The organism is Streptomyces sp. NBC_01116, assembly GCF_041435495.1.
In the GTDB taxonomy this organism is placed as follows: domain Bacteria; phylum Actinomycetota; class Actinomycetes; order Streptomycetales; family Streptomycetaceae; genus Streptomyces.
Map to the genome: position 1 here is coordinate 2,548,978 of NZ_CP108644.1, position 23,534 is coordinate 2,572,511.

A 23,534-nucleotide genomic window follows, 5' to 3' on the forward strand; every position below is an offset into this window, starting at 1 on the left:
TCTTCCGGACCGGACGGCTTCCCGCCCGCCGGCCCGTTCAGTCCGCGTGCAGCACCAGCAGGGCCACGTCGTCGTCCGGGGGCTGCTCGGCGAACTCGTGGACGGCCCGCCGGATCCGCTCGGCCGTCGCCTCGGCGGGCAGCCCCGCGCACCCGGCCAGCACCCGGGCCAGCCCGTCCCCGTCGTCGAACATCAGCGCGCCCGACCGGCGCTCGGTCACCCCGTCCGTGACGCAGAGCAGCGTGTCGCCGGGCGCGAGGTCGAAGACCTGGCTCTCGTACGCCACGTCCTCGACGACTCCGAGCAGCACCTGGGGCTCGGCGGCCGGGCGTACGGAGCCGTCGGGGCGCAGCAGCAGCGGCAGCGGGTGCCCGGCGCTGGCCACCGTGCAGCGGACCCCGCCGTCGGGGAGCGGCACGACCTCCCCGTACAGCAGGGAGAGGAACCGTGACTGGGTGCCGTCGTGGAGCTGCTGGCCCCCGGCGGCGGCGACCATCAGGGCGGCGGCCTCGGCGGCCTCCATGGCGTCGTCGAGGAGCAGCCGGTTCAGCCGGTCCAGGACCTCCCCGACGCCGAAGCCCTCGCGGGAGAGCAGCCGCAGCCAGGGGCGGGCGAGGCCGGTGACGACGGCGGCCTCGGGTCCTGAGCCCTGGACGTCGCCGAGGACGAAGCACCAGCGGTCGCCGGGGCACGGGAAGATGTCGTAGAAGTCACCGCCGACCACCCCGTCGTCGCTCGGTTCGTAGACGAGGGCGCTGGTGACGCCCGGGATCTCGGCGACCTTGCTGGGGAGCAGGCCGCGCTGGAGGATCCGGCTGATGGTGGCCTGCCGGGTGTAGGCGCGGGCCGCGCCGACGGCGAGGCCGAGGCGGCGGACGAAGTCCTCGATCAGCGAGGCGACCGCCTCCGGCACCTGGGCCACGCCCTCGCGGCCGACCAGGACGGTGCCGAGCGCCCGGCCGCCCGCGGTGATCCGGAAGGCGAGCGCGGCCCCGTCCCGGCCGCCGGGGTGCGGGGGCGGCGCGGGAGTGTCCGCCCGGCCCTCCTCCGCGGGGTGGGCGGACCAGGGCACGGGGACGGGGACGGGCCCGGAGCCGACGCCTGCCGGGAGGCGGAGGGGCTCCCTCTCCAGGGCGGCGCGCAGGGGCTCGGTGTCGGTCTCGTCGCTGTGCCAGACCCGGGCGAGCCGGGGTTCGGCGGCCGGTCCGCCGCCCTCGGCCTCCAGCCAGATCGCGCACCAGTCCGCCAGCCGGGGCACCAGGAGCTGGCCCGCTATGGCGGCCACCAGGTCCTCGTCGAGCTGCCCGGCGAGCAGGTCGGAGGCCTCGGCGAGGAAGGCCGGGGCGCCCCGGCTGTCCCAGACCGCGTCGTCGCGCTCGGTGCGCCTGGGCGCGGGGGCGAGGATCTCGGCGGCGCGCAGGCCGCGTCTGAGGGCCTCGCCGTCGGGCGGGGCGGGCGGGACGCTCCAGTCGTCGACGGGGAGGCGGGCCCAGACGGTCTTGAGGCCGGTGCGGTAGGTGATGCCCCAGGAGTCGGCGAGAGTGGCGACGACCTGGAGGCCCCGGCCGTACTCGGCGGGGTCGGGCAGCTCCCCCGGGCGCGTCCCGGCCGGTCCGGGGCCCGTGCCGGGCTCGTCGCCGCTCACCGGGCGGGCCGGGTGGTGGTCGGTGACCTCCAGGACGAGGGCGGCGGACGGCTCGTCGCCGCCCTCCTCCTCCAGCCTGAGGACCAGGTCGACGGTGGTCCCGGCGTGCACCACGGCGTTGGTGACCAGCTCGTTGGCGACCGTCACGGCGTCGTCGGCCAGCCGGTCGCTGAAGCCCACGGCCGCGGGCACCCCGATCCCGGTCCACTCGGCGAGCGCGGCCCGCACGAACCGGCGGGCGGCGGACGGGGCGAGCGGGATGCCGGGCAGGCTGGTGCGGCTGGCCGGGCGCGGTCCGTGCGCGTGCCCGGCACGGGTGGTGCCGGCACGCTGCACGGTGTCCCGCTGCAAGGGAATGGGCACCACGGTGCGGCTCCTCCGGTCCGACGACACCGACAGAGTGACAGACCGGCCGCATCCATAAGCACCGAGTTACCGAAGTGGGCAGAAAATCGAGCAGATTCGAACGCAAGGCTTCGGAAAAGGCACCACCGCGAGGGCCGGAGCCGGATCGAAGGTGAGACTTCCAGACCACCAGACCTTCAGGCCTTTACGCCTTCAGGCCACCAGGCCTCCGTCGGCCGGATCTATGAAGCGTCGGCAGCCGTGCCGTCGGAGACGGTGTCGTCGGAGGACGGTGCCGCCCTTCTTCTGCGGTGGACCACCACCGCGCACACCGCGAGCAGGAGCACCGCCACGGCGGACACCCCGAAGACCGTCCGCTCGGCGAAGAGCCTTCCCAGGACCTCCAGCACGCCGAGCCCCGCGGTCGCGTAGATCAGCGCCCAGGCCGCTCCGCCCACGAACAGCGCGGGGAGGTAGCGCGACAACGGCATGCGCATGCTGCCCGCGAGGAAGTTGACGGCGGTCTGGAACCCGACCGTCAGGAAGGAGACGGCCACGACCGGCGCGCCCCACCGCTGGATGGCGCGCTCGGCGCGCCGGAACTTCTCCGAGGAGGTCAGCTTCACGAACCTGCCGCGCCGGACCCCGGCTCCCGCGAGCCACCCGACGGCGAACGTCCCTCCGGCGCGGAGCAGGACGATGACGTACAGGGCCCCGGCCGCGAGCGCGATCCCATCCACAGTGCCCCACCTCGCACGCGGGCCCGAACCCGCGTTCTCCGTCATCCTCGTGAGCGGTCCCGCCCCGCCGGGCGCACGAGGCGCGCGAGTCCGGTCGCGGCCTCTCACCTGCGCCCTGCCGGTGTCCGTTCGGTCCGCCGGTTTCTTCACCTGCGGTGCCGGAACCCGGCCCCGCACACCCCCGGCCCCCACCAAGGAAGGCCAGCCTAACCGAACGCTCACCCGGGGACGCGGCGCGGTGGCCGTCGGCCGCCGGACGCAATACTTACCACCCGGTCGGGATTTCTTCCCCATGGGAGTGTACGTTCGTACGCTCGGGGGTTAGGGTCCTCCGCATGACCGTCGACACCGAGGCACAGCCTCTCCGCGCCGGGCGGAACGCGCGGACCGCCGTAGCCGTTCTGTTCTTCACCAACGGGGCCCTGTTCGCCAACCTGCTGCCGAGGTATCCGCAGATCAAGGAGGATCTGGCGATCGGGAACGGCGCCTACGGACTGGCGGTCGCCGCCTTCCCGGCGGGCGCCATCGCGGCCGGCCTCGCGGCGGGGGTGCTCATCCGCCGCGTCGGCTCGGCGCAGGTCGCGGTCCTCGGCACCCTGCTGACGGCGATGGGGCTCCTGGCCGCCGGCCTCGCCCCGTCAGCCGTGCTGTTCGCGGGCGCGTTGTTCCTGGCCGGAGCCATGGACGCACTGACGGATGTCGCACAGAACGCGCACGGTCTACGGGTGCAGCGGCTCTACGGCCGCTCCATCCTGAACTCGTTCCACGCGATCTGGTCCATCGGCGCCGTCACGGGAGGGCTGATGGCCGCCGGAGCGATGTCGCTGGGACTGTCGCTCGGCGTCCATCTCACGATCTCGGCGATCGTCCTCGTGCTCGCCGCCGCGACCGCATGGCGCTTCTGCCTGCCCGGCCCGGACAACGAACCGGAGGAGACCGGCCCGCAACCGCGGAGCGCCGAGGGAGCGGTCGGCGCCTCGCGCGTCGGACTCGTGCTGGCGGCGCTCGTCCTGATCGCCACGGCCGGCACGCTCGTCGAGGACGCGGGCAACTCCTGGGCCGCCCTCTACCTGACGGACTCCCTGCACACCTCCGCGGCGCTCGCCGCCTGGGGCTTCATCGCCCTGGTGGGCGCCCAGTTCATCGGGCGCATCATCGGGGACCGCCTCGTCGACCGCTTCGGTCAGCGTGCCGTGGCCCGGACCGGCGGCCTGATCACCGCGGTCGGCATGGGCCTCGCCCTGGCGGTGCCGACGCTGCCCGGAACCATCCTGGGCTTCGCCCTGGCCGGATTCGGGGTGGCGACGCTGGTGCCCGCGGCGATGCACGAAGCCGACGCCCTGCCCGGCCTCAAGCCCGGATCGGGTCTGACGATCGTCTCCTGGCTCATGCGCCTGGGCTTCCTGCTGTCCCCGCCGGTCGTCGGTCAGGTCGCCGACGCGGCCGGTCTGCGCACCGGGCTGCTGGTGATCCCCTGCGCCGGACTGCTGGTGGTGGCGCTCGCCAGGGTCCTGCGGGGCCGGTCCGACTGAGGCCGGCGCGACCGCAACTCGACCACGTTCGCAGCGGTGGTCGGGTGCGGTCGCGCCGGCCGCGTGACTCAGGCCTCGCGCGAGCCCGCGTACATCTCGTCGATGAGCCCGCGGTACTCCCGCTCGACGACCGGCCGCTTCAGCTTGAGGCTGGGAGTCAGCTCGCCGTGCTCGACGTCCAGGTCACGCGGCAGGAGGCGGAACTTCTTGATGGTCTGCCAGCGCTGGAGGCCCTCGTTGAGGCGCTTGACGTACCCGTCGATCAGCTCGACGGTCTGCGGGGCGGCGACGACCTCCGCGTACGACTTGCCCTCCATGCCGTTCTCGGCGGCCCAGCCGAGGAGGGTGGGGCCGTCGAGCGCGATGAGCGCGGTGCAGAAGTTACGGTCCGCGCCGTGCACCAGGATGTTCGAGACGAACGGGCAGACCGCCTTGAACTGGCCCTCGACCTCGGCCGGGGCGACGTACTTGCCACCGGACGTCTTGATCAGGTCCTTCTTGCGGTCGGTGATGCGCAGGTATCCGTCGGCCGACAGCTCGCCGATGTCCCCGGTGTGGATCCAGCCGTCCGACTCCAGGACCTCCTCGGTCTTGTCGGGCAGCTTGTGGTAGCCCTCCATGACACCGGGGCCGCGCAGCAGGATCTCGCCGTCGTCGGCGATGCGCACCTCGGTGCCGGGGAGCGGCTTGCCGACGGTGCCGGTGCGGTAGGCCTCGCCCGGGTTGACGAAGGAGGCGGCGCTGGTCTCGGTGAGGCCGTAGCCCTCCAGGATGTGGACGCCGGCGCCCGCGAAGAAGTAGCCGATGTCCGGGGCGAGGGCGGCGGAGCCGGAGACGCAGGCGCGCAGCCGGCCGCCGAAGGCCTCACGGATCTTGGAGAAGACGAGGGCGTCGGCGACCTTGTGCTTGGCGCCGAGCGCGAAGGGGACGGACGCCCTGCCGGTGCGGCGGAAGTTGTCCTGGGAGACCTTGGCGTACTCGCGGGCGACCCCGGCCGCCCACTGGAAGATCTTGTACTTGGCCCCGCCGCCCGCGCGGGCCTTCGAGGCGACCCCGTTGTAGACCTTCTCGAAGATCCGGGGCACGGCGGCCATGTAGGTCGGCTGGACGACCGGCAGGTTCTCGATGATCTTGTCGATGCGGCCGTCGACCGCGGTGACGTGGCCGACCTCGATCTGCCCGGAGGTGAGGACCTTGCCGAAGACGTGGGCGAGCGGCAGCCAGAGGTACTGCACGTCGTCGGCGTTGATCAGCCCGGTCGAGACGGTGGCCTTGGCCATGTACGACCAGTTGTCGTGCGGCAGCCGTACGCCCTTGGGGCGGCCGGTGGTGCCCGAGGTGTAGATGAGGGTGGCGAGCTGGTCGGCGGTGATCGCGGCGACCCGCTCGGTGACCGCGTCCGGGGTCTTGGCGAGGAGCTCGGCGCCCTGGGCCTCCAGCTCGGCGAGGGTGACGAGCCAGCCCTCGGGGTCGCCCGCCGCGGGCTCGACGCCGGCCGGGTCGATGACCACGACATGGGCGAGGTCCGGCAGGTCGGCGCGGGTCTCCCGGGCCTTGGCCAGCTGCTCGGCGTTCTCCGCGATGAGGATCCGGCTCTCGGAGTCGGCGAGGATGAACGCGGACTCCTCGGCGTTCGTGGAGGGGTAGATCGTCGTGGTCGCGGCGCCCGCGCACATCACCCCGAGGTCGATGAGGATCCATTCCACCCGGGTGGCCGAGCAGAGCGCGACCCGCTCCTCGGGCCGCACGCCGAGCGCGATCAGCCCGGCGGCGATCGCGTAGACCCGCTCCGATGCCTGGCCCCAGCTCAGCGACTTCCAGTCGTCGGGACCCGCGCCCGAGGCCGACGGCACCGGATAGCGGTACGCCTCCCCGTCCGGGGTCGCCGCCACGCGGTCGATGAAGAGGGCCGCCACGGAGGGCGGCCGGTTATCGATCAAGGTCTGTGTGTCGCTCACGACGTCCTCCGGGCCTGCGGCATTGCTACGACCGGCTTCTTTGATACGGCGACTTGCTGCTGTCGTCCTACGTGCCTGCTGCTCTCGTCCTGCTGCTCTCGTCCTGCTGCCCGCTGGTCTCGCGCTACCGCGCAACCTGCTCGTTCGGGCTTGTTTAACTGACCAGTAACCATCGAGTCGTGATCAGAGTAGAGCGCACTTGTCCGTCACGTAAGAGGCAACGGACCGCGGCTTTCATAACGAAAGGGCCCCCACGCCGGTACTGCCGCATGGGGGCCCCTGGAGAGCTGATGGAGAACGGACGGGGAGCGGACTACTTCTTGCCCTTGCTCTCACCCGCGGACTCGTCGGTCGACAGGACGGAGATGAAGGCGTCCTGCGGAACCTCCACGTTGCCGACCATCTTCATCCGCTTCTTGCCCTCCTTCTGCTTCTCCAGCAGCTTCCGCTTACGGGAGATGTCACCGCCGTAGCACTTGGCGAGGACGTCCTTGCGGATGGCGCGGACGGTCTCACGGGCGATGACCCGGGCGCCGATGGCCGCCTGGATCGGCACCTCGAAGTTCTGCCGGGGGATGAGCTTCTGGAGCTTGGCGACGAGCCGGACGCCGTACGCGTACGCCTTGTCCTTGTGGGTGACCGCGGAGAACGCGTCCACCTTGTCGCCGTGCAGCAGGATGTCGACCTTGACGAGCTGGGCCGACTGCTCGCCGGTGGGCTCGTAGTCGAGGGAGGCGTAACCCCGGGTCTTGGACTTCAGCTGGTCGAAGAAGTCGAAGACGATCTCCGCGAGCGGCAGGGTGTAGCGGATCTCGACCCGGTCCTCGGAGAGGTAGTCCATGCCGAGCAGGGTGCCGCGCCGGTTCTGGCACAGCTCCATGATCGCGCCGATGAACTCGCTCGGGGCCAGCACCGTGGCGCGGACGACCGGCTCGTGCACCTTGTCGATCTTGCCCTCGGGGAACTCGCTCGGGTTGGTGACGATGTGCTCGGTGCCGTCCTCCATCTCGACGCGGTAGACCACGTTGGGGGCGGTGGCGATCAGATCGAGGCCGAACTCGCGCTCCAGCCGCTCACGGACCACGTCCAGGTGGAGCAGTCCGAGGAAGCCGACGCGGAAACCGAAGCCGAGCGCGGCGGAGGTCTCCGGCTCGTAGACCAGGGCGGCGTCGTTGAGCTGGAGCTTGTCCAGCGCCTCGCGCAGGTCCGGGTAGTCCGAGCCGTCCAGCGGGTACAGCCCCGAGAACACCATCGGCTTCGGGTCCTTGTAGCCGCCCAGCGCCTCGGTCGCCCCGTTCTGCAGGGAGGTGATGGTGTCACCGACCTTGGACTGCCGGACGTCCTTCACCCCGGTGATGATGTAGCCGACCTCGCCCACGCCGATGCCGTCGGCCGGGGTCATCTCCGGGGAGGACACCCCGATCTCCAGCAGCTCGTGGGTGGCGCCGGTCGACATCATCCGGATGCGCTCGCGCTTGTTGAGCTGGCCGTCGACGACACGGACGTAGGTGACGACACCGCGGTACGAGTCGTAGACCGAGTCGAAGATCATCGCGCGGGCGGGAGCGTCCGCGACGCCGATCGGGGCCGGCACGTCCCGCACGACCCGGTCGAGCAGCGCGTCCACGCCGATGCCGGTCTTCGCCGAGACCTTGAGCACGTCCTCGGGCTGGCAGCCGATGAGGTTGGCCAGCTCCTCGGAGAACTTCTCCGGCTGCGCGGCGGGGAGGTCGATCTTGTTGAGCACCGGGACGATGGTGAGGTCGTTCTCCATCGCGAGATAGAGGTTGGCCAGCGTCTGGGCCTCGATGCCCTGCGCGGCGTCGACCAGCAGGACCGTGCCCTCGCAGGCCGCGAGCGAACGGGAGACCTCGTAGGTGAAGTCCACGTGGCCCGGGGTGTCGATCATGTTGAGGATATGGGTGGTGCCCGTGTCCTCACCCGTGTTCGGGGCCCAGGGCAGCCGGACCGCCTGGGACTTGATGGTGATGCCGCGCTCGCGCTCGATGTCCATCCGGTCGAGGTACTGAGCACGCATCTGCCGCTGGTCGACCACTCCGGTCAGCTGAAGCATCCGGTCGGCGAGGGTCGACTTGCCGTGGTCGATGTGCGCGATGATGCAGAAATTGCGGATCAGCGCCGGGTCGGTACGGCTCGGCTCGGGCACGTTGGAAGGAGTCGCGGGCACGCAGGGTCCTGATTCTTGAGACGCCGAACGCCGTGTCTCGGGTCGATGTCGGGTCGGTCGGATCGATACGTAGGCTCCATCGTCCCACGCCTGCGGGGCAGCGACCGGTTTGGGCCGGTCGGAGGGTGACTGCTACCGTGGACAGCTGTGCCTCGTGGCTCATACGAGCGGCGGGGCTCACCTAGAAGATCCAACGAACCTGAAAAGGCTCTTTCGTGGCGAACATCAAGTCCCAGATCAAGCGGAACAAGACCAACGAGAAGGCGCGCCTGCGCAACAAGGCCGTCAAGTCGTCGCTCAAGACCGCGATCCGCAAGGCCCGCGAGGCCGTCGTTGCCGGTGACGTCGAGAAGGCCACCACGGCCGTCCGCGACGCTTCCCGTCAGCTCGACAAGGCTGTCTCGAAGGGTGTCATCCACAAGAACGCCGCCGCCAACAAGAAGTCGGCGCTGGCGTCCAAGGTTGCCTCCCTGCAGGCCTGAGCTTCTTCCCGAAGCTCACTGATGTGACCGCCGGAACGGACCAGACGGGCCCTCTCTCCCGCCCCTGACCGGCACCCCGCGCCGCACACCGAACCTGCGTTCGCCACGCGGGTGCGGCGCACCCAGAGCGTTACCGGAAGCCCCGGGCACTGATCTCCCCAGATCAGCGCTCCGGGGCTTCCGCACGTGGGGAACCCACCGGCCCCGTCGGGGGACACCCTCAGCACGGTCCGGGGTACCCCCGGCCCGGTCCGGGGGTACCCCCAGCCCGCCCCGGGGCGCCCCCAGCCCATCCGGGGTTTGAGGACGGAACCGGCACTCGCACGAGGACGTGCACCATCCCAGCCCGTCCGGCGCTTGAGGACGGAACCGGTCACCACAGGGCCCCGCGCCCGGCGGCGAACCGGAGACCCCCTACCGCCCCGCCCTCGCGGCCCGGGCGACGACGACGACGGCCTTCTCCAGGGCGTACTCGGGATCGTCCCCTCCGCCCTTCACCCCCGCGTCCGCCGCCGCCACCGCCCGCAGGGCCACCGCGACCCCGTCCGGCGTCCACCCCCGCATCTGCTGCCGCACCCGGTCGATCTTCCACGGCGGCATACCCAGCTCCCGGGCCAGATCGGCCGGCCGCCCGCCCCGGGCCGAGGACAGCTTCCCGATCGCCCGCACACCCTGCGCCAGCGCACTGGTGATCAGGACGGGCGGGACCCCGGTCGACAGCGACCACCGCAGCGCCTCCAGCGCCTCCGCCGCGCGCCCCTCGACCGCCCGGTCGGCGACGGTGAACGACGAGGCTTCCGCCCGCCCGGTGTAATAGCGCCCGACGACCGCCTCGTCGATCGTGCCCTCGACGTCCGCGATCAGCTGGGACACCGCACTCGCCAGCTCCCGCAGATCGCTGCCGATGGAGTCGACCAGCGCCTGGCAGGCCTCCGGCGTCGCGGACCGCCCGTGCGCCCGGAACTCCGAGCGTACGAAGGAGAGCCGCTCGGCGGGCTTGGTGGTCTTCGGGCAGGCGACCTCCCGTGCCCCGGCCTTGCGGGCCGCGTCCAGGAGCCCTTTGCCCTTGGCGCCGCCCGCGTGCAGCAGGACGAGCGTGATCTCCTCGACCGGCGCGCCGAGATACGCCTTGACGTCCTTGACCGTGTCGGCCGAGAGGTCCTGCGCGTTGCGCACGATCACGACCTTGCGCTCGGCGAAGAGCGAGGGACTGGTGAGTTCGGCGAGCGTGCCGGGCTGCACCTGGTCGGACGCCAGATCACGGACGTCCGTGTCGGCGTCGGCAGCACGGGCGGCCGCCACCACCTGCTGCACCGCACGGTCCAGGAGGAGGTCCTCCTGGCCCACGGCGAGGGTGAGGGGCGCGAGCGGATCGTCGGTGGAATTCTTCCTGGTGGCCATCGCGATCCAGCATCCCACGCCCCACTGACAGCCCGGACAGCCCGGACAGCATCGACGGGCACGGCATCCGGGGCGGGGCGGCCCGGGGCACGAAGCACGGACGCCCGTACCGGAGAATGACCCGGGTGAGCGATGTGAGACATGTACTGGTGCTGCCCGACCGCGACGCCGCGGAGGAGGTGGCCGAGGAGCTGGCGGACCGCTTCGGGGTCGCCGAGGAGCCTCAGCTCGTACGGGACGCGCTGGCCGGCGAGGACGACGCCGAGGACGCCCAGTGGCTGGTGGTCGTGGAGGACACGGCCGGACGCCTGGACCCGGCCGCGCTCGACGCGTTCGCGGAGGAGTACGAGGGCTGGCTGGAGAAGCCGTAACGCCCGGCCGCACAGCCCGGAGAGCGATCCGGGCGGGCGGCTCGGCCCCTGGACGAACCGGGCGGCTCAGCCCTTGGGAACGATCTGGATGTCCAGGTCGATGACGATGCTCGGCCCCACCACGGCGATCCCGCGCGCCAGCATGGTCTGCCAGGTGAGGGTGAAGTCCTCGCGGTGCAGTTCGGTGGTGGCCCGGCAGGCGGCGCGCGTCTCGCCCTCCAGGCCGTTGCCGATTCCGAGGTACTGGGTGTCCAGCGTGACCGTGCGGCTGACGCCGTGCAGGGTCAGCGCACCGGTGACGCCCCAGCGGCTGCCGCCCCGGTGGACGAAGCGCTCGCTGTAGAACTCCAGCGTCGGGTAACGGCCGACGTCGAGGAAGTCCCCGGAGCGCAGGTGGTCGTCGCGCATCTGCACATTGGTGTCGATCGAGGCGGCGTCGATGATCACGTGCATGGCGGAGTCCTCCATGCGGTCGGCGATCCGGACCGCCCCGGCGAAGTTGTTGAACCTGCCGTGGATGCGCGCCAGCCCGATGTGCCGGGCGGTGAAGCCGATCTGCGAGTGGTTCGGCTCGACGTCCCAGTCGCCGGGGTCGGGCAACTGCGGGGGCTGCGCCACCTGGAGGGTCACATCGCCCAGGGTGGCGTGCGCCCCCTCGGCCACCGTCACCGCCCCGTGGAACGGGGTGAAGCCCTCGGCCGTGACCGCCAGCCGGTAGTCGCCCGCCGGGACCGTGGCGAGAACACTGCCGAAGGGGTCCGTCTCGCCGCCCGTCACTTTGCGGCCGGCGCTGTCGGTCACGACGTACTCGGCCTGCTGAACCGGTTCGTTGACCGGATCCAGCACCCGGCAGTTCAGCACGCCCGCGGTACGGGGCATCTGGAATCCGGCGAGGGCCCCACCGCGCCCACCCGCCTGGCCTCTGTTTCCCAGCCAACGGCCGAACATCTCTACGTACCCCCAGGGGCGCTGCGCGCTTCGGGCCCCTGACAGGTGGACGTCTCTGTCGGATCAGTGGCCCGCCGACGAGCATGCATTCGATCACTAATGCGGCGTTCGAGGCAAACGGAGAGCCTCGGAAGGGGTTGTACTGAGCTGCCACAAGGTGTAATGGGCCGTACGCATGTATGGCGAGCCGCGCCGATCCGTGACGAGCTGTACGCAGTGTCACCGGCGGTCCGGATCCCTGGCTCCACCCCGTACGGGAACCCGGGAGAGCCGCACCCCGAAGTGGTCCCGGTAGGCGGCGAGCACCTCCTCGTCCGTGGCCAGTTCCGTATGGTGCTGATCCCCGCCGACCGTGGTGACCAGGGTCCGTCCGCTCAGTGTCACCCGCCCGGTCTCCGTGTACCGGGAGCACACCAGCGACCGGGTGAAGTGCGAGTCCGGCGAGGTGCGGTGATACCAGGCCCCGCCCCGGAACTCCGGCAGCGTCCGCGGCCTCAGGTCGAGCCGGAACTGCCGTGATCCGCCGCACAGCAGATCCAGGTCCCCCTGCGGCGCCTGACGGAGCCGGAACACGCCCCGGGGGTCCTCCTGATCCGCCCGGTCGTCGAGCGCCAGCGGCCACAGCGCGTTGTCGCCGAACCCGACGTCCGCCAGCCAGGGCCCCGTGCCGTCCTCGGTCTCCACCCGCAGCGCCATGTGGTCGTACGGAATGCCCAGACGGCCGCCGTCGCCGAAGACCCGGGCCTGGAGCAGGGTCACACGGAAGCCGAGCGCACGCAGCAACGCCCCGAACGCGCCGTTCAGTTCGTAGCAGAAGCCGCCGCGACCGCCGGTCACCTTGGCCATGAGCGCCCGTTCCTCCAGCACGATGTCCTCGCCCAGATGGACCGAGAGGTTCTCGAAGGGGACGGCGAGCAGATGCCGGTGCTGAAGGTCGCGCAGCGCTTCGACGTCGGCCCGCACCGGACGGTCCGCGCCTATCCGGACGAGATAGGCGTCGACAACCGCGTCGGTGACGCCCTCGTCGGGTCCCGGGACGGAGGCGCCGGATGTCGTGGGTGTCTGCGAGGTCATGTCCCAAGTCTGCGCCCGCTCCGGCGCGAGGGCACTAGGGCGTGTTTCGAAAGTCCCGCCTGCTCGGCGACGCCTGGCACGCACGCTCGCCGCGTTGTCGGGTTCACCCCGATACATCCAGTATCGGGGCGACCCTCCGCCTTGCGATCGCACGCACCAGACGCCGCCGAGCCCGCCCTCCGGGCGGACGGCGCTACTTTCGAAACACGCCCTAGGACTCCCGCCCGAGGCCCCTTGCCCGAGGTGCTGTGCGGTGATCGTCCTCTAGCGTGTCGGGCATGACCGACTACGATCCCCCGCGCAGCCGCGAACAGCGCAAGCAGGAGGCTATGGACCACCTGCGCCAGGACGAGGACGCGTGGGTGGCCACGGCGTCCCGGGACGGCCTGCCCACCTTGGTGCCGCTGTCGTTCCTCTGGGAGGACGACAGGGGCACTCTGCTGATGTGCACCCGGCGGACCAATCCGACGGCCGTCAACGTCACTCCCGCCGGCCCGATCCGGATCACACTCGGCCCCACCCGCGATGTGGTGCTGATCGAGGGCGACGCGAGGGTACTGGAGCAAACGGACCTGCCGACCGCGACGAGAGACGCCTTCGTCGCGAAGTTCGGATGGAACCCGCCCGCCCCCGCCTGGGTGTTCATGCGCATCACCCCCCACACCGTGCGCGCCTGGCGCGAGTCGAACGAGATCGCCGGCCGCGATCTGATGCTCGCCGGGGAGTGGCTGGCCTGACCGGCGCGGGGCGGGTTCCGGCGGTGTCACGACCGGCCCACCGCCCGCAGCTCCTTCCCGGTGCCCGTCACCGCGATCGGGCCGTCGGTGTCGGTGCGCAGGACCCGGGCCCCGGCCGCCCTGAGGGCGCCCACCGTGCGGGCCGAGGGGTGGCCGTACGGGTTGTCCGCGCCGCAGGAGATGAGCGCCAGCCTCGGCCGTACGCTGTGGAGCAGCCCGGCGTCCTGGAAGGCCGAGCCGTGGTGGGCCACCTTGAGGACGTCCACCGGCCCCGACGCCTCCTGGCCACGCAGCAACTCCCGCTGGGCCGGAGGTTCGAGGTCGCCGAGGAGCAGCAGCGTCAGCCCGCCGGCCGCCCGTACGCGCAGGGTGACACTGGAGTCGTTCGGCTCCCGCTCCACCGCCCCCGCTCCCCCGGGCCCGTGGCGCGGCCAGAGGACCCGCCAGCCGACCGGGCCCGCCCGGCGGTGCTCACCGGCGACGGCCCGCACCGTCGGGACCCGCGCCGCAGCCGCTGTCCGCCGCACGAACGCGGCTTGTTCCGGGGGCTCTTCGAGGCTCGTCGTCTGGATCGCGCCCACCGCCCTGCCCCGGAGCACGCCCGGCAGCCCGCGCACATGGTCGGCGTGGAAGTGGGTGAGGACCACGAGCGGGACGCGGGTCACCGCGAGGTCGCGCAGGCACCGGTCGACCGCACCGGGGTCGGGGCCGGCGTCGACGACCACGCCCGTGCCCTCCCCCGCCATGAGCACCATCGCATCGCCCTGCCCCACGTCGCAGAGCGCGAACGCCCAGTCGGGCGGCGGCCATCCGGTCATGATCCGGGTCAGCGGAACCGGTCTCAGCACCGCCAGCACGAGTAGCAGCCCGGCGGCCGCGCAGATCCAGGGGTGGCGGACCAGCCTCGGCGCCAGGAGCACGGCCGCCACCGTGAGGCCGGCGAGCAGCGCCGCACCGGACCACCCTCCGGGCCACTGGGCCTCCGCCCCGGGAAGGCCCGCCCCCGCGCGGGCGACCGTGGCGATCCACCCGACCGGCCAGCTCGCGATCGAAGCCAGCAGCTCGGCCACCGGCTGGGCGACGGGGGCGACGGCGAGGGCCGCGAACCCGAGCACCGTCGCCGGCGCCACCGCGAACTCCGCCAGCAGATTGCACGGGACCGCCACCAGGCTGACCCGCGAGGCCAGGACGACCACCACGGGCGCGCACACGGCCTGCGCGGCCGCCGCCGCGGCCAGGACCTCGGCGAGCCTGCCCGGCACCCGCCGCGCCCGCAGGGCGGCGCTCCACCGCGGCGCGAGGGTCAGCAGCGCACCGGTGGCCAGCACCGACAGCAGGAAACCGAAACTCCGGGCGAGCCAGGGGTCGAAGAGCACCAGGAGGACGACAGCCCCCGCCAGCGCGGGAATCAGGGACCTCCTGCGGCCCGTTCCGATCGCGAGGAGCGTGATGAGACCGCAGGCTGCCGCGCGGAGCACGCTCGGTTCCGGACGGCACACGATGACGAAGGCGAGCGTCAGCCCACCGCCGGCCACCGCGGTCGCCCGCAGCGAGAGCCCCAACAGAGGTGCCAGCCCGCGCCGTTCCGCGCTCAGCGCCGACCCCGGCGGCCCGACGAGAAGGAAGAGAAGAATCGATAGATTCGCACCGGAAACGCTCAAGAGGTGTGTCAAATCAGTCGCCTTGAAGGCGTCGTACAGCTCGGCCGGGACCCTGGACGTGTCCCCGACCACCAGCCCCGGCAACAGCGCACGCGTGTCCGCGTCCAGGCCGTCCGTCGCCTCCCGCAACCCGGCGCGCAGCTCCCCGGCCGTGCGCTGGACCCACGTCGGGGGCCCGGTGATCCGGGGCGCCCCCTCGTCATCCACCCGGAGGACCGCCGCCAGGCGTTCGCCCTCGTGTGCGGGAGGCGAGAGCCTGCCGCCGAGCCGGAGCCGGGTGGACGGCAGCAGCTTCTGCCAGTCCGCGCGGTGGTCACCCGGCGCGACCATGAGCAGCACCGGTGTCCTGACCCGGGCACCAGGACCGCCCGGTGTCCGCACCTCGACGACCTCGGCGTCGATCAGGAGAAGGTCCGGGGTGCTGTGGTTGCCCCGTACCGCCGGGCGGGTCGTCCGGGGATCCGAGGTCACCCGTACGTCGGCGTCGATGCGCGCGTACTGCTCCGCCAGCCCGGGAACGGGACCGCGCCGCACATCGGCCCCGTGAAGCCCGGCCACGGCCGCGCCCGCCGCCGCGCACAGCAGGACGGCTCCCCCGGCGGCCACGGCCCGGGAGCGCCCGGCGGGCCTCCCCTCCCGAGAGGTGCGCGCGGCCGCCACCAGCAGAAGGACCGCCGGAACCAGACAGGCGACGGCCACGGCGGCCACCCACTTCCCCGGCAGCCCCAGCGTCGACGCCGCGGCAGCCCAGACCGCCAGAGCGGGCGGCACGAGCCGCAGGTCCGCGGGCCCCTCCCGCCACGAGCCGCCCCCACCCGGCGCACGCGAGTCACCCTGCGCAACCGAGACGTTCGGCGTTCCCGAGCCCCTCGGTGCTCCCGGGGTACGCGGTGCGCATCCCGGACCGCCCGCGTTCCGGGGGCCGAGCCGGGCCTCCCGGCTGCTCATGGCCGTACGAGCGGCTGGAGATCGGCGAAGCGGCGGTCGCCGATCCCGTTGACCTGCCGGAGCTCGTCGACGGACCGGAATCCGTTGTTCTCCGTGCGGTAGTCGATCATGTGCTGGGCCAGCACGGGCCCGACCCCGGGCAGCGTTTCGAGCTGCTCCGCGGTCGCCGTGTTCAGGCTCAGCAGTGCCGAGGGGCCGGGCCCGCCCGACGCGCCGGCCCCGGCGCGCACACCACCCGCCGCCGCCCCGGAGACCGGTGGGCCCTGCGGCAGACCCACGACGACCTGCTCGCCATCCATCAGGACCCGCGCCCGGTTGAGCCCCGTCATATCCGTGCCGGTGCGCACACCGCCCGCCGCGTCGAGCGCGTCCGCCACCCGCGAGCCCGCCGGAAGCCGACGGACCCCCGGCCGACGCACCTTGCCGCTCACATCGACGACGATCTGCCCGCTCCCGCCCGGTGGCTCCCCTGCCGACGGACGGGAAACCGGATCGGGGACGCCGGACCGTAACGGATCCGGTGGCAGCACGGGTGCGGCCGCCTCGTCCGCGACCGGCGCAGTCACGGTCTGGGGGCGTACGGACCAGAAGTGAAACGCGGCGACGCCCACGGCGGCGAGCAGCACCAGCCCGAGCACCATCGGCGTGCGCGGCGCCATCCCGCACCGGAGCCGCACCCACAACGGCAGCCGCTCCCGGACGGCCGAGGCAAGACGGCGGACCCCGGGCGTGCCACCGGACGCCTCCCCCGTGGTGTCGGACGCCGGCACAGGTACGGGGTCGATCTCACGTACCGGTACGGGCTCGGTCTCAGGTACGGGTTCGGGTACGAGTACGGGTTCGTTGTCACGTACAGCTGCGGGTCCGGCACCGCTCCCCGGCCCGGAGGCGCCCGCCATCAGCGCGTCCGCCCGGCGACGCGCGGCCGCCGCCGCGAGGGCGGAACGCCCTCGCACGGCCCGCCGTCCACCGTGGCGGGCCCCGGCACGAGCGCCGGGGCCCGCTCCCGCCCGGCCGCCCGGGCGAGTGCCGGATCCGTGCCGCGCCCGTGCGGGCCTCCGCCCGGACAACGGGTCGGGCGGAGCCAGGAACGTAGAAGCGTCGGTGGACGAGGAGGTGAGGACGGAGGCGGGGGCGGAGACGGGGGCGGACGAGGAATCGGACGACGGGGCAGCGGTGGGCAGAGCGTCGGAAGCCGACGCCCGAGGAGGTCGAAGGGCCATGCCTCACGACGTTAGGCACATCCGCCCGAACCCGCTGAGCAGCCTCGATTCCTGTGGACAGTCCGGCAGTTGTGGACAACTCGGCCACTCCCCGGGGTGAATCTCCGCAGCGCGATCCACGCAGCGCGTTTCACCGCACCGAGATCACCGCGCCGAGCAGCCCCGGCCCCGTGTGCGCCCCGATCACCGCGCCGACCTCGCTGACGTGGAGATCGACCAGGCCGGGAACGCGCTCGCGCAGCCGCTCGGCCAGGCGCTCCGCGCGCTCCGGGGCGGCCAGGTGGTGGACGGCGATGTCCACCGGGGCCGTCCCCGCCCGCTCGGCGACGATCTCCTCCAGGCGGGCAATGGCCTTGGAAGCCGTCCGCACCTTCTCCAGCATCTCGATCCGTCCCGCGTCCAGCTCCAGGATCGGCTTCACCGCCAGCGCGGATCCCAGCAGGGCCTGGGCCGTGCCGATGCGTCCGCCCCGGCGCAGATAGTCGAGCGTGTCGACATAGAAATACGCCGAGGTGCCGGCGGCCCGCTTCTCCGCAGCCGACACCGCATCGTCCGGGCCGCCGCCCGCCTCGGCGCTCTCCGCCGCCGCCAGAGCACAGAACCCCAGGGCCATGGCGACCATTCCGGTGTCCACCACCCGTACCGGAACGGGGGCGTCCTTCGCCGCGAGCAGCGCCGCGTCGTACGTGCCCGAGAACTCCGACGACAGGTGCAGGGACACCACCGCGTCGGCCCCGTCCTCGGCCGCCGCCCGGTAGGCCGCGGCGAAGACCTCGGGGCTGGGGCGGGACGTGGTCACGGAGTGGCGTTTCTGCAGAGCCAGGGCGAGCGAGCGGGCCGAGATCTCCGTGCCCTCCTCCAGCGCCCGGTCGCCGAGGACGACGGTCAGCGGCACTGCGGTGATGCCGTGCCGTTCCATCGTCGGGCGCGGCAGGTAGGCCGTGGAATCGGTGACGATAGCGACATGGCGGGACATGAGCCGGAGGTTACCTGGCGTGGTGGGAGTGCGGCAGCCCGGCCCCGGCCCTCTGATCGTTCATAGCCGCTTCGGAGCGTATCCGGCCGGGTCATAGGCACTCAAGCGAGGTCGCACGGCCAGGTGTGCGTCAGTTCGTCGTTTCCGGCCGGGTGGACTTCTGCCAGGGGTAGGTCGTGCGCAGCCGCGGGTCCGGTGCGGTGATCGCCTGCGGGCCCTCCTCGCGGGTGGGTCCGGACCACGCCTGGTCGGCCGTGCTGCTGTTCCCGGCCGAGGGGTCCGCCGAGGGATCCGCCGAGGCGGGCTCGGGCCAGTCCGTCCCGGGGCCGTGGGCCGCTGTCGAGGCGGAGGCCCCCGCGCCGGAGGCCTGCGACGGCTCCTCGACGGTCCAGTGCCGCAGCGCGCCGGCCTCGATGTCGATCTGCGCGTTCAGCGCGTCCAGGTCGTCGTCGGCGAACTGCCGCGCCCGGTCCCGCGCCGCCCAGCGCAGCGACTCCGCCGAGTGCGTGATCCGCTGTGTGCGTTCCTTCAGCTTGGGCAGCAGACCCGCGACCGTCGCCCGGTCCGGCTCGCGCTCCAGCCGCTTCAGCTCGTCGTCCAGTTCGAGGCCGTGCTCGCTCAGCCGCCGGAACAGCGCCACCGACTCCGCCAGGGACGCGTCCTCGGCGACGCCGGCGTGCAGGGCGTCCTGCGTGGCCCGCATCGAGGTGCGCAGGGCGAGCCGGAGCTGCGCCAGCTCACCGGCGACACCCGTCTGCCCGAAGCTCTTGGCCCGGAGCGTGGTGTCCTCCACGGTGCGCCGGGCCTGCGTGATCGTGCGGTCCACGCCCCGCTTGGCCGCGCCGACGGCCTTCACCGTCGCGTAGACACCCAGCGCGACGAACGCGACCAAGAGCAACGCCAGGATCGTGATCGCGGCTTCCATGAATGCCCCTCGATATCTCGATGCGGCCGCCGATACCGGTCGCCCCTCCACCGTAAACGGAACGGGCAGGCCGAGGGTTCCTTCGGAACCCCCAACCTGCCCGTAGGGGATGGCCCCCACTGTTCAGGGGAACGTCTCGGAGCGACGTCGAGGGGACGTCACGCGGGAACGATGTTCACCAGCTTCGGCGCGCGCACGATCACCTTGCGGATCCCGGCCCCGCCCAGCGCCGCGACGACCGCCTCGTCGCCCAGGGCCAGCGCCTCCAGCTCCTCGTCCGCGATGGCGGGCGAGACCTCCAGGCGGGCCCTGACCTTGCCCTTGATCTGGACGACGCAGGTGACGGTCTCGTCCACCACGTACGCCGGGTCCGCCACCGGGAAGTCCTGGTGCACGACCGACCCGGTGTGGCCCAGTCGCCGCCACAGCTCCTCCGCGATGTGCGGGGCCAGCGGGGCGATCAGCAGGACCAGCCGCTCGGCGACGGAGCGCGACAGCGGACCGCCGGCCTTCGTCAGGTGGTTGTTCAGCTCGGTGACCTTGGCGATGGCGGTGTTGAACCGCATCCCCGCCATGTCCTGGCCGACCCCGTCGATGGCCTTGTGCAGGGCGCGCAGCGTGTCCTCGCCGGGCTCCGTGTCGACGACGGTGATCCCACCGGTCTCCTCGTCGACCACATTGCGCCACAGTCGCTGCAGCAGCCGGTACTGGCCGACCACCGCCCGGGTGTCCCAGGGGCGCGACACGTCCAGGGGGCCCATCGCCATCTCGTACAGGCGCAGGGTGTCCGCACCGTACTCGGCGCAGATCTCGTCCGGCGTGACCGCGTTCTTCAGGGACTTGCCCATCTTGCCCAGAACACGGCTGACCTTCTCGCCCTCGTGGAAGAACGCGCCGTCGCGCTCCTCCACCTCGGCGGCGGGGACGGCGATGCCCCGGCTGTCGCGGTATACGAAGGCCTGGATCATGCCCTGGTTGTACAGCTTGTGGAACGGCTCGGCGGAGGAGATGTGGCCCAGGTCGTGCAGCACCTTGGACCAGAAGCGCGCGTACAGCAGGTGCAGCACGGCGTGCTCGGCGCCGCCGACGTACAGGTCGACACCGCCGGTGGGCTGACCCTCGCGCGGGCCCATCCAGTACTGCTCGATCGCCGGGTCGACCAGTTGCCGGTCGTTGTTCGGGTCCAGGTAGCGCAGCTCGTACCAGCAGGAGCCCGCCCAGTTGGGCATGGTGTTGGTCTCGCGGCGGTACTTCCGCGGACCGGCGCCGTCGCCCAGGTCCAGCGTGACGTTGACCCAGTCGGCGTTGCGCGACAGCGGGGTCTCGGGCTGGGCGGTCGCGTCCTCCGGGTCGAAGGTGCGCGGGGAGTAGTCCTCGACCTCGGGCAGCTCCAGCGGCAGCATCGACTCGGGCAGCGGGTGGGCGACGCCGTCCTCGTCGTACACGATCGGGAACGGCTCGCCCCAGTAGCGCTGACGGCTGAACAGCCAGTCGCGCAGGCGGAAGTTGACGGTGCCCTCGCCGGCGCCGTGCTCCTTCAGCCAGTCGGTGATCCTCACCTTGGCCTCGACGACGCCCAGGCCGTCCAGCGAGATCTCCTCGTTCGCGGAGTCGACCAGTTCCGCGTCGTACGAGACGAAGGCGTCGTCCCACGTGGAGGGGTCGGTTCCGCGATCGTCCGACGGCTGGACCACGCAGCGCATCGGCAGCTCGAAGGCGCGCGCGAAGGCGAAGTCGCGCGTGTCGTGCGCCGGTACGGCCATGATCGCGCCGGTGCCGTAGCCCATCAGGACGTAGTCGGCGATGAAGACGGGGACCTTCTCGCCGCTGACCGGATTGGTCGCGTACGCGCCGGTGAAGACGCCGGTCTTGTCCTTGGCCTCGGCCTGCCGCTCGACGTCGGACTTGGCGGCGGCCTGCTTGCGGTACGCGGTGACGGCCTCGGCCGGGCTCGCGTGGCCGCCGGTCCACACCGGGTGGGTGCCCTCGGGCCAGGCGGCCGGAATGATCCGCTCGACCATGTCGTGCTCGGGCGCCAGCACCATGTACGTCGCGCCGAACAGGGTGTCCTGGCGGGTGGTGAAGACGGTGATGCCCCCGGCGGTGTCCACCGGGAACTCGATCCGGGCGCCCTCGGAGCGGCCGATCCAGTTGCGCTGCTGCAGCTTGATGGCCTCGGGCCAGTCCAGCCCGTCCAGGTCGTTCAGCAGCCGGTCGGCGTAGGAGGTGATGCGCATGTTCCACTGGCGCAGCTTGGCCTTGAAGACGGGGAAGTTGCCGCGCTCGGAGCGGCCGTCGGCGGTGACCTCCTCGTTGGCCAGGACGGTGCCCAGGCCGGGCGACCAGTTCACGGGAGCGTCGGAGGCGTACGCCAGGCGGTACTCGCTCAGCAGGTCGGCGCGCTCGGTGGCGCTCAGCGCACTCCACTCACGGCCGTCGGGAGTCGCACGCGTGCCGCTCTCGAACTGCTCGACCAGCTCGGCGATCGGGCGGGCCCGGTCGGCCTCGGAGTCGTACCAGGAGTTGAAGATCTGCAGGAAGATCCACTGCGTCCACTTGTAGTACTCGGCCTCGATCGTCGCGAAGGAGCGGCGGTTGTCGTGGCCCAGACCCAGCCGGCGCAGCTGGGCCTTCATGTTCTCCATGTTGGCCTCGGTGGAGACCCGGGGGTGGGTGCCCGTCTGCACCGCGTACTGCTCGGCGGGCAGGCCGAAGGCGTCGAAGCCCAGGGTGTGCAGCACGTTGTGGCCGGTCATCCGCTGGTGGCGGGCGTAGACATCGGTGGCGATGTAGCCCAGCGGGTGTCCGACGTGCAGGCCCGCACCCGAGGGGTACGGGAACATGTCCATGATGAACTTCTTCGGCTTGGCGGCCAGCTCCGGGTCGCCCGCCAGGTCACCGGTGGGATTCGGGGCCTCGTACGTCCCCTCGGCGTCCCAGAAGTCCTGCCAGCGTGCCTCGATGTCGGCGGCCATCGCCGCCGTGTAGCGGTGCGGCGCGGCCGTCTCGGCTGCGGAATTCGTCTCGCTCATGATCCTCAAAGCTCCATCGATCGTCATCTGCCGGGAAACGAAAAATCCCCTCGCACAGGAGGGGACGCCGCGCTGACTCCGACCAGGCGTTCTCACCGGTCGGGACTGTTCAGCGCGGCTCGCTAAGCAGAAGGCGTACGGCACGCATGGCGTCAGGGTACCGCACGGGCCCGGAAGGGAGCGGGGAGTAACCAGGGGGCGGACATCGCGCGCGGGGCGATCCGGACAGGCCCGATCCGGACGGACGCGATCGAACAGACAGACCCGACCGAGCAGACCTGACAGGGTAGACCTGAGGGCAGACCCGGCCGAGCAGATCCGACCGGACAAAAGAAGCGGGCCACCCGATCCGGGTGGCCCGCTTCTCACTGTCGATCTTGTGGAGCTAAGGAGAATTGAACTCCTGACCTCCTGCATGCCATGCAGGCGCTCTACCAACTGAGCTATAGCCCCTCGCTGCTTGCCGCCCGGTTTCCCTTGGCGACATCGAGAACATTACACGGTCCCCCCGGTGCTTCACCAAATCGTTTCCGGTCCGCACTGATATGCCCGAATCATCCCGATCGGCGGATCGTCAGCCGCAGGTCAGGCGGTCGCGAAGGAGTAGAAGCGCTTGAGGGTGCAGTGCTCCTCCAGGAGCCGCCCGTAGATCGGCTCCCCCTCCAGCTCCCGATAGGTCTCGATCGGGTCGCCTTTTATGATCAGCGCCCGTGCGCATTCCTCGCACCAGTACTGGTACTCCGTGTTGACCGGGTCCATGTCCCTGACGATGGGCGTACCGCTGCCGCACCAGTCGCACTTACGCCTGTGTGCACCCATCAGTCAGCTCCAGCTGTGGCCGCAGGCCGTGCACACGTAGGAGACCCCTCCGTTGTCACCCAGAACCTGGGCCACATGGGACGAACCGCAGGACGGACAGCCGAGACGGGATCGATCTTCGAACGGTACGGGGCCGGAGGTCTGGGCGGAGACGAGAGGCTGGTCGGGGACGTGTTCGCGACTCGCAGGCATCGCGCTCCCTCCCGATCGGTACGTCGCCCCCTCCGGCGTTCCGATTCTGCCATGGCCCCGCAAGGGGGTCAGCCCGCCCGGCGCCCCTATACAGAAGATCCCGCCCCCTGGTAGGGACGGGATCCTGATTGTGGAGCTAAGGAGAATTGAACTCCTGACCTCCTGCATGCCATGCAGGCGCTCTACCAACTGAGCTATAGCCCCGCTGTTCGCTGTTGTTTCCCTGCGTTTCCGCGCTGCGAACAAGAAGAACTTTAGCCTGCGACCGGCCGGAAAGTGAAATCCGGCCCGGGCCGCCCGAGGACGACCCGCGAACGGCCTCTCGACTGCCTCCCGA

The 23,534-nt window shown here is 71.7% G+C and carries 17 protein-coding genes and 2 tRNA genes; 4 read left to right on the forward strand and 15 right to left on the reverse strand.

The window, feature by feature from the left end; all coding sequences use genetic code 11:
• Positions 1-37: 37 nt before the first annotated feature.
• Complete coding sequence (locus OG245_RS11145; protein WP_371623367.1) at positions 38-2,011, reverse strand: SpoIIE family protein phosphatase; 1,974 nt, start codon at positions 2,009-2,011, stop codon at positions 38-40.
• Positions 2,012-2,232: 221 nt separating this feature from the next.
• A complete protein-coding gene (locus OG245_RS11150; RefSeq protein ID WP_371623368.1) occupies positions 2,233-2,730 on the reverse strand; it encodes a DedA family protein in 498 nt (165 codons plus the stop codon).
• Positions 2,731-3,065: 335 nt separating this feature from the next.
• Between OG245_RS11150 and OG245_RS11155 the strand changes: the two genes are divergently transcribed.
• Positions 3,066-4,262: an MFS transporter gene (locus tag OG245_RS11155; RefSeq protein ID WP_371623369.1), complete on the forward strand. Its 1,197-nt coding sequence runs from the start codon at positions 3,066-3,068 to the stop codon at positions 4,260-4,262.
• A 68-nt stretch (positions 4,263-4,330) separates the two neighbouring features.
• On the opposite strand, the gene OG245_RS11160 is transcribed toward OG245_RS11155, so the two are convergent.
• On the reverse strand, positions 4,331-6,220 hold the full coding sequence (locus tag OG245_RS11160) for a long-chain fatty acid--CoA ligase (RefSeq protein ID WP_371623370.1): 1,890 nt from the start codon (positions 6,218-6,220) through the stop codon (positions 4,331-4,333).
• 313 nt (positions 6,221-6,533) lie between these two features.
• On the reverse strand, positions 6,534-8,408 hold the full coding sequence (gene lepA / locus OG245_RS11165) for a translation elongation factor 4 (RefSeq protein ID WP_371623371.1): 1,875 nt from the start codon (positions 8,406-8,408) through the stop codon (positions 6,534-6,536).
• A 215-nt stretch (positions 8,409-8,623) separates the two neighbouring features.
• Here lepA and rpsT point away from each other — a divergent pair, with 215 nt between their 5' ends.
• Positions 8,624-8,890 carry a 30S ribosomal protein S20 gene (gene rpsT / locus OG245_RS11170; protein ID WP_003969243.1) on the forward strand — a complete coding sequence of 89 codons (267 nt, stop codon included), beginning with the start codon at positions 8,624-8,626 and terminating at the stop codon, positions 8,888-8,890.
• 414 nt (positions 8,891-9,304) lie between these two features.
• Here rpsT and holA read toward each other — a convergent pair whose 3' ends face one another.
• A complete protein-coding gene (gene holA / locus OG245_RS11175) occupies positions 9,305-10,291 on the reverse strand; it encodes a DNA polymerase III subunit delta (RefSeq protein ID WP_371623372.1) in 987 nt (328 codons plus the stop codon).
• 125 nt (positions 10,292-10,416) lie between these two features.
• Here holA and OG245_RS11180 point away from each other — a divergent pair, with 125 nt between their 5' ends.
• Positions 10,417-10,662, forward strand: a complete 246-nt coding sequence (locus OG245_RS11180) for a hypothetical protein (RefSeq protein WP_371623373.1) — start codon at positions 10,417-10,419, stop codon at positions 10,660-10,662.
• A gap of 66 nt (positions 10,663-10,728) precedes the next feature.
• On the opposite strand, the gene OG245_RS11185 is transcribed toward OG245_RS11180, so the two are convergent.
• Positions 10,729-11,610 carry a YceI family protein gene (locus OG245_RS11185; protein WP_371623374.1) on the reverse strand — a complete coding sequence of 294 codons (882 nt, stop codon included), beginning with the start codon at positions 11,608-11,610 and terminating at the stop codon, positions 10,729-10,731.
• A 219-nt stretch (positions 11,611-11,829) separates the two neighbouring features.
• Complete coding sequence (locus OG245_RS11190; protein WP_371623375.1) at positions 11,830-12,684, reverse strand: arylamine N-acetyltransferase; 855 nt, start codon at positions 12,682-12,684, stop codon at positions 11,830-11,832.
• A 278-nt stretch (positions 12,685-12,962) separates the two neighbouring features.
• Here OG245_RS11190 and OG245_RS11195 point away from each other — a divergent pair, with 278 nt between their 5' ends.
• Positions 12,963-13,421, forward strand: a complete 459-nt coding sequence (locus OG245_RS11195) for a pyridoxamine 5'-phosphate oxidase family protein (RefSeq protein ID WP_371623376.1) — start codon at positions 12,963-12,965, stop codon at positions 13,419-13,421.
• Positions 13,422-13,447: 26 nt separating this feature from the next.
• On the opposite strand, the gene OG245_RS11200 is transcribed toward OG245_RS11195, so the two are convergent.
• The 8 genes from OG245_RS11200 to OG245_RS11235 all read right to left on the reverse strand — a co-directional run bounded on the left by OG245_RS11200 (position 13,448) and on the right by OG245_RS11235 (position 23,401).
• Positions 13,448-16,030: a ComEC/Rec2 family competence protein gene (locus OG245_RS11200; RefSeq protein WP_371623377.1), complete on the reverse strand. Its 2,583-nt coding sequence runs from the start codon at positions 16,028-16,030 to the stop codon at positions 13,448-13,450.
• Positions 16,027-16,986, reverse strand: a complete 960-nt coding sequence (locus OG245_RS11205; protein WP_371623378.1) for a helix-hairpin-helix domain-containing protein — start codon at positions 16,984-16,986, stop codon at positions 16,027-16,029. The genes OG245_RS11200 and OG245_RS11205 overlap by 4 nt, the downstream gene beginning before the upstream one ends.
• A 397-nt stretch (positions 16,987-17,383) precedes the next feature.
• Positions 17,384-18,229 carry a DegV family protein gene (locus OG245_RS11210; RefSeq protein ID WP_371623379.1) on the reverse strand — a complete coding sequence of 282 codons (846 nt, stop codon included), beginning with the start codon at positions 18,227-18,229 and terminating at the stop codon, positions 17,384-17,386.
• Between the two features lie 130 nt (positions 18,230-18,359).
• Complete coding sequence (locus OG245_RS11215) at positions 18,360-19,154, reverse strand: hypothetical protein (protein ID WP_371623380.1); 795 nt, start codon at positions 19,152-19,154, stop codon at positions 18,360-18,362.
• A 158-nt stretch (positions 19,155-19,312) separates the two neighbouring features.
• Complete coding sequence (leuS, locus tag OG245_RS11220) at positions 19,313-22,186, reverse strand: leucine--tRNA ligase (protein ID WP_371623381.1); 2,874 nt, start codon at positions 22,184-22,186, stop codon at positions 19,313-19,315.
• A 380-nt stretch (positions 22,187-22,566) separates the two neighbouring features.
• Positions 22,567-22,639, reverse strand: a tRNA-Ala gene (locus OG245_RS11225).
• 132 nt (positions 22,640-22,771) lie between these two features.
• On the reverse strand, positions 22,772-23,005 hold the full coding sequence (locus OG245_RS11230) for a hypothetical protein (RefSeq protein WP_371623382.1): 234 nt from the start codon (positions 23,003-23,005) through the stop codon (positions 22,772-22,774).
• Positions 23,006-23,328: 323 nt separating this feature from the next.
• A tRNA-Ala gene (locus OG245_RS11235) sits at positions 23,329-23,401 on the reverse strand.
• Positions 23,402-23,534: the final 133 nt, after the last annotated feature.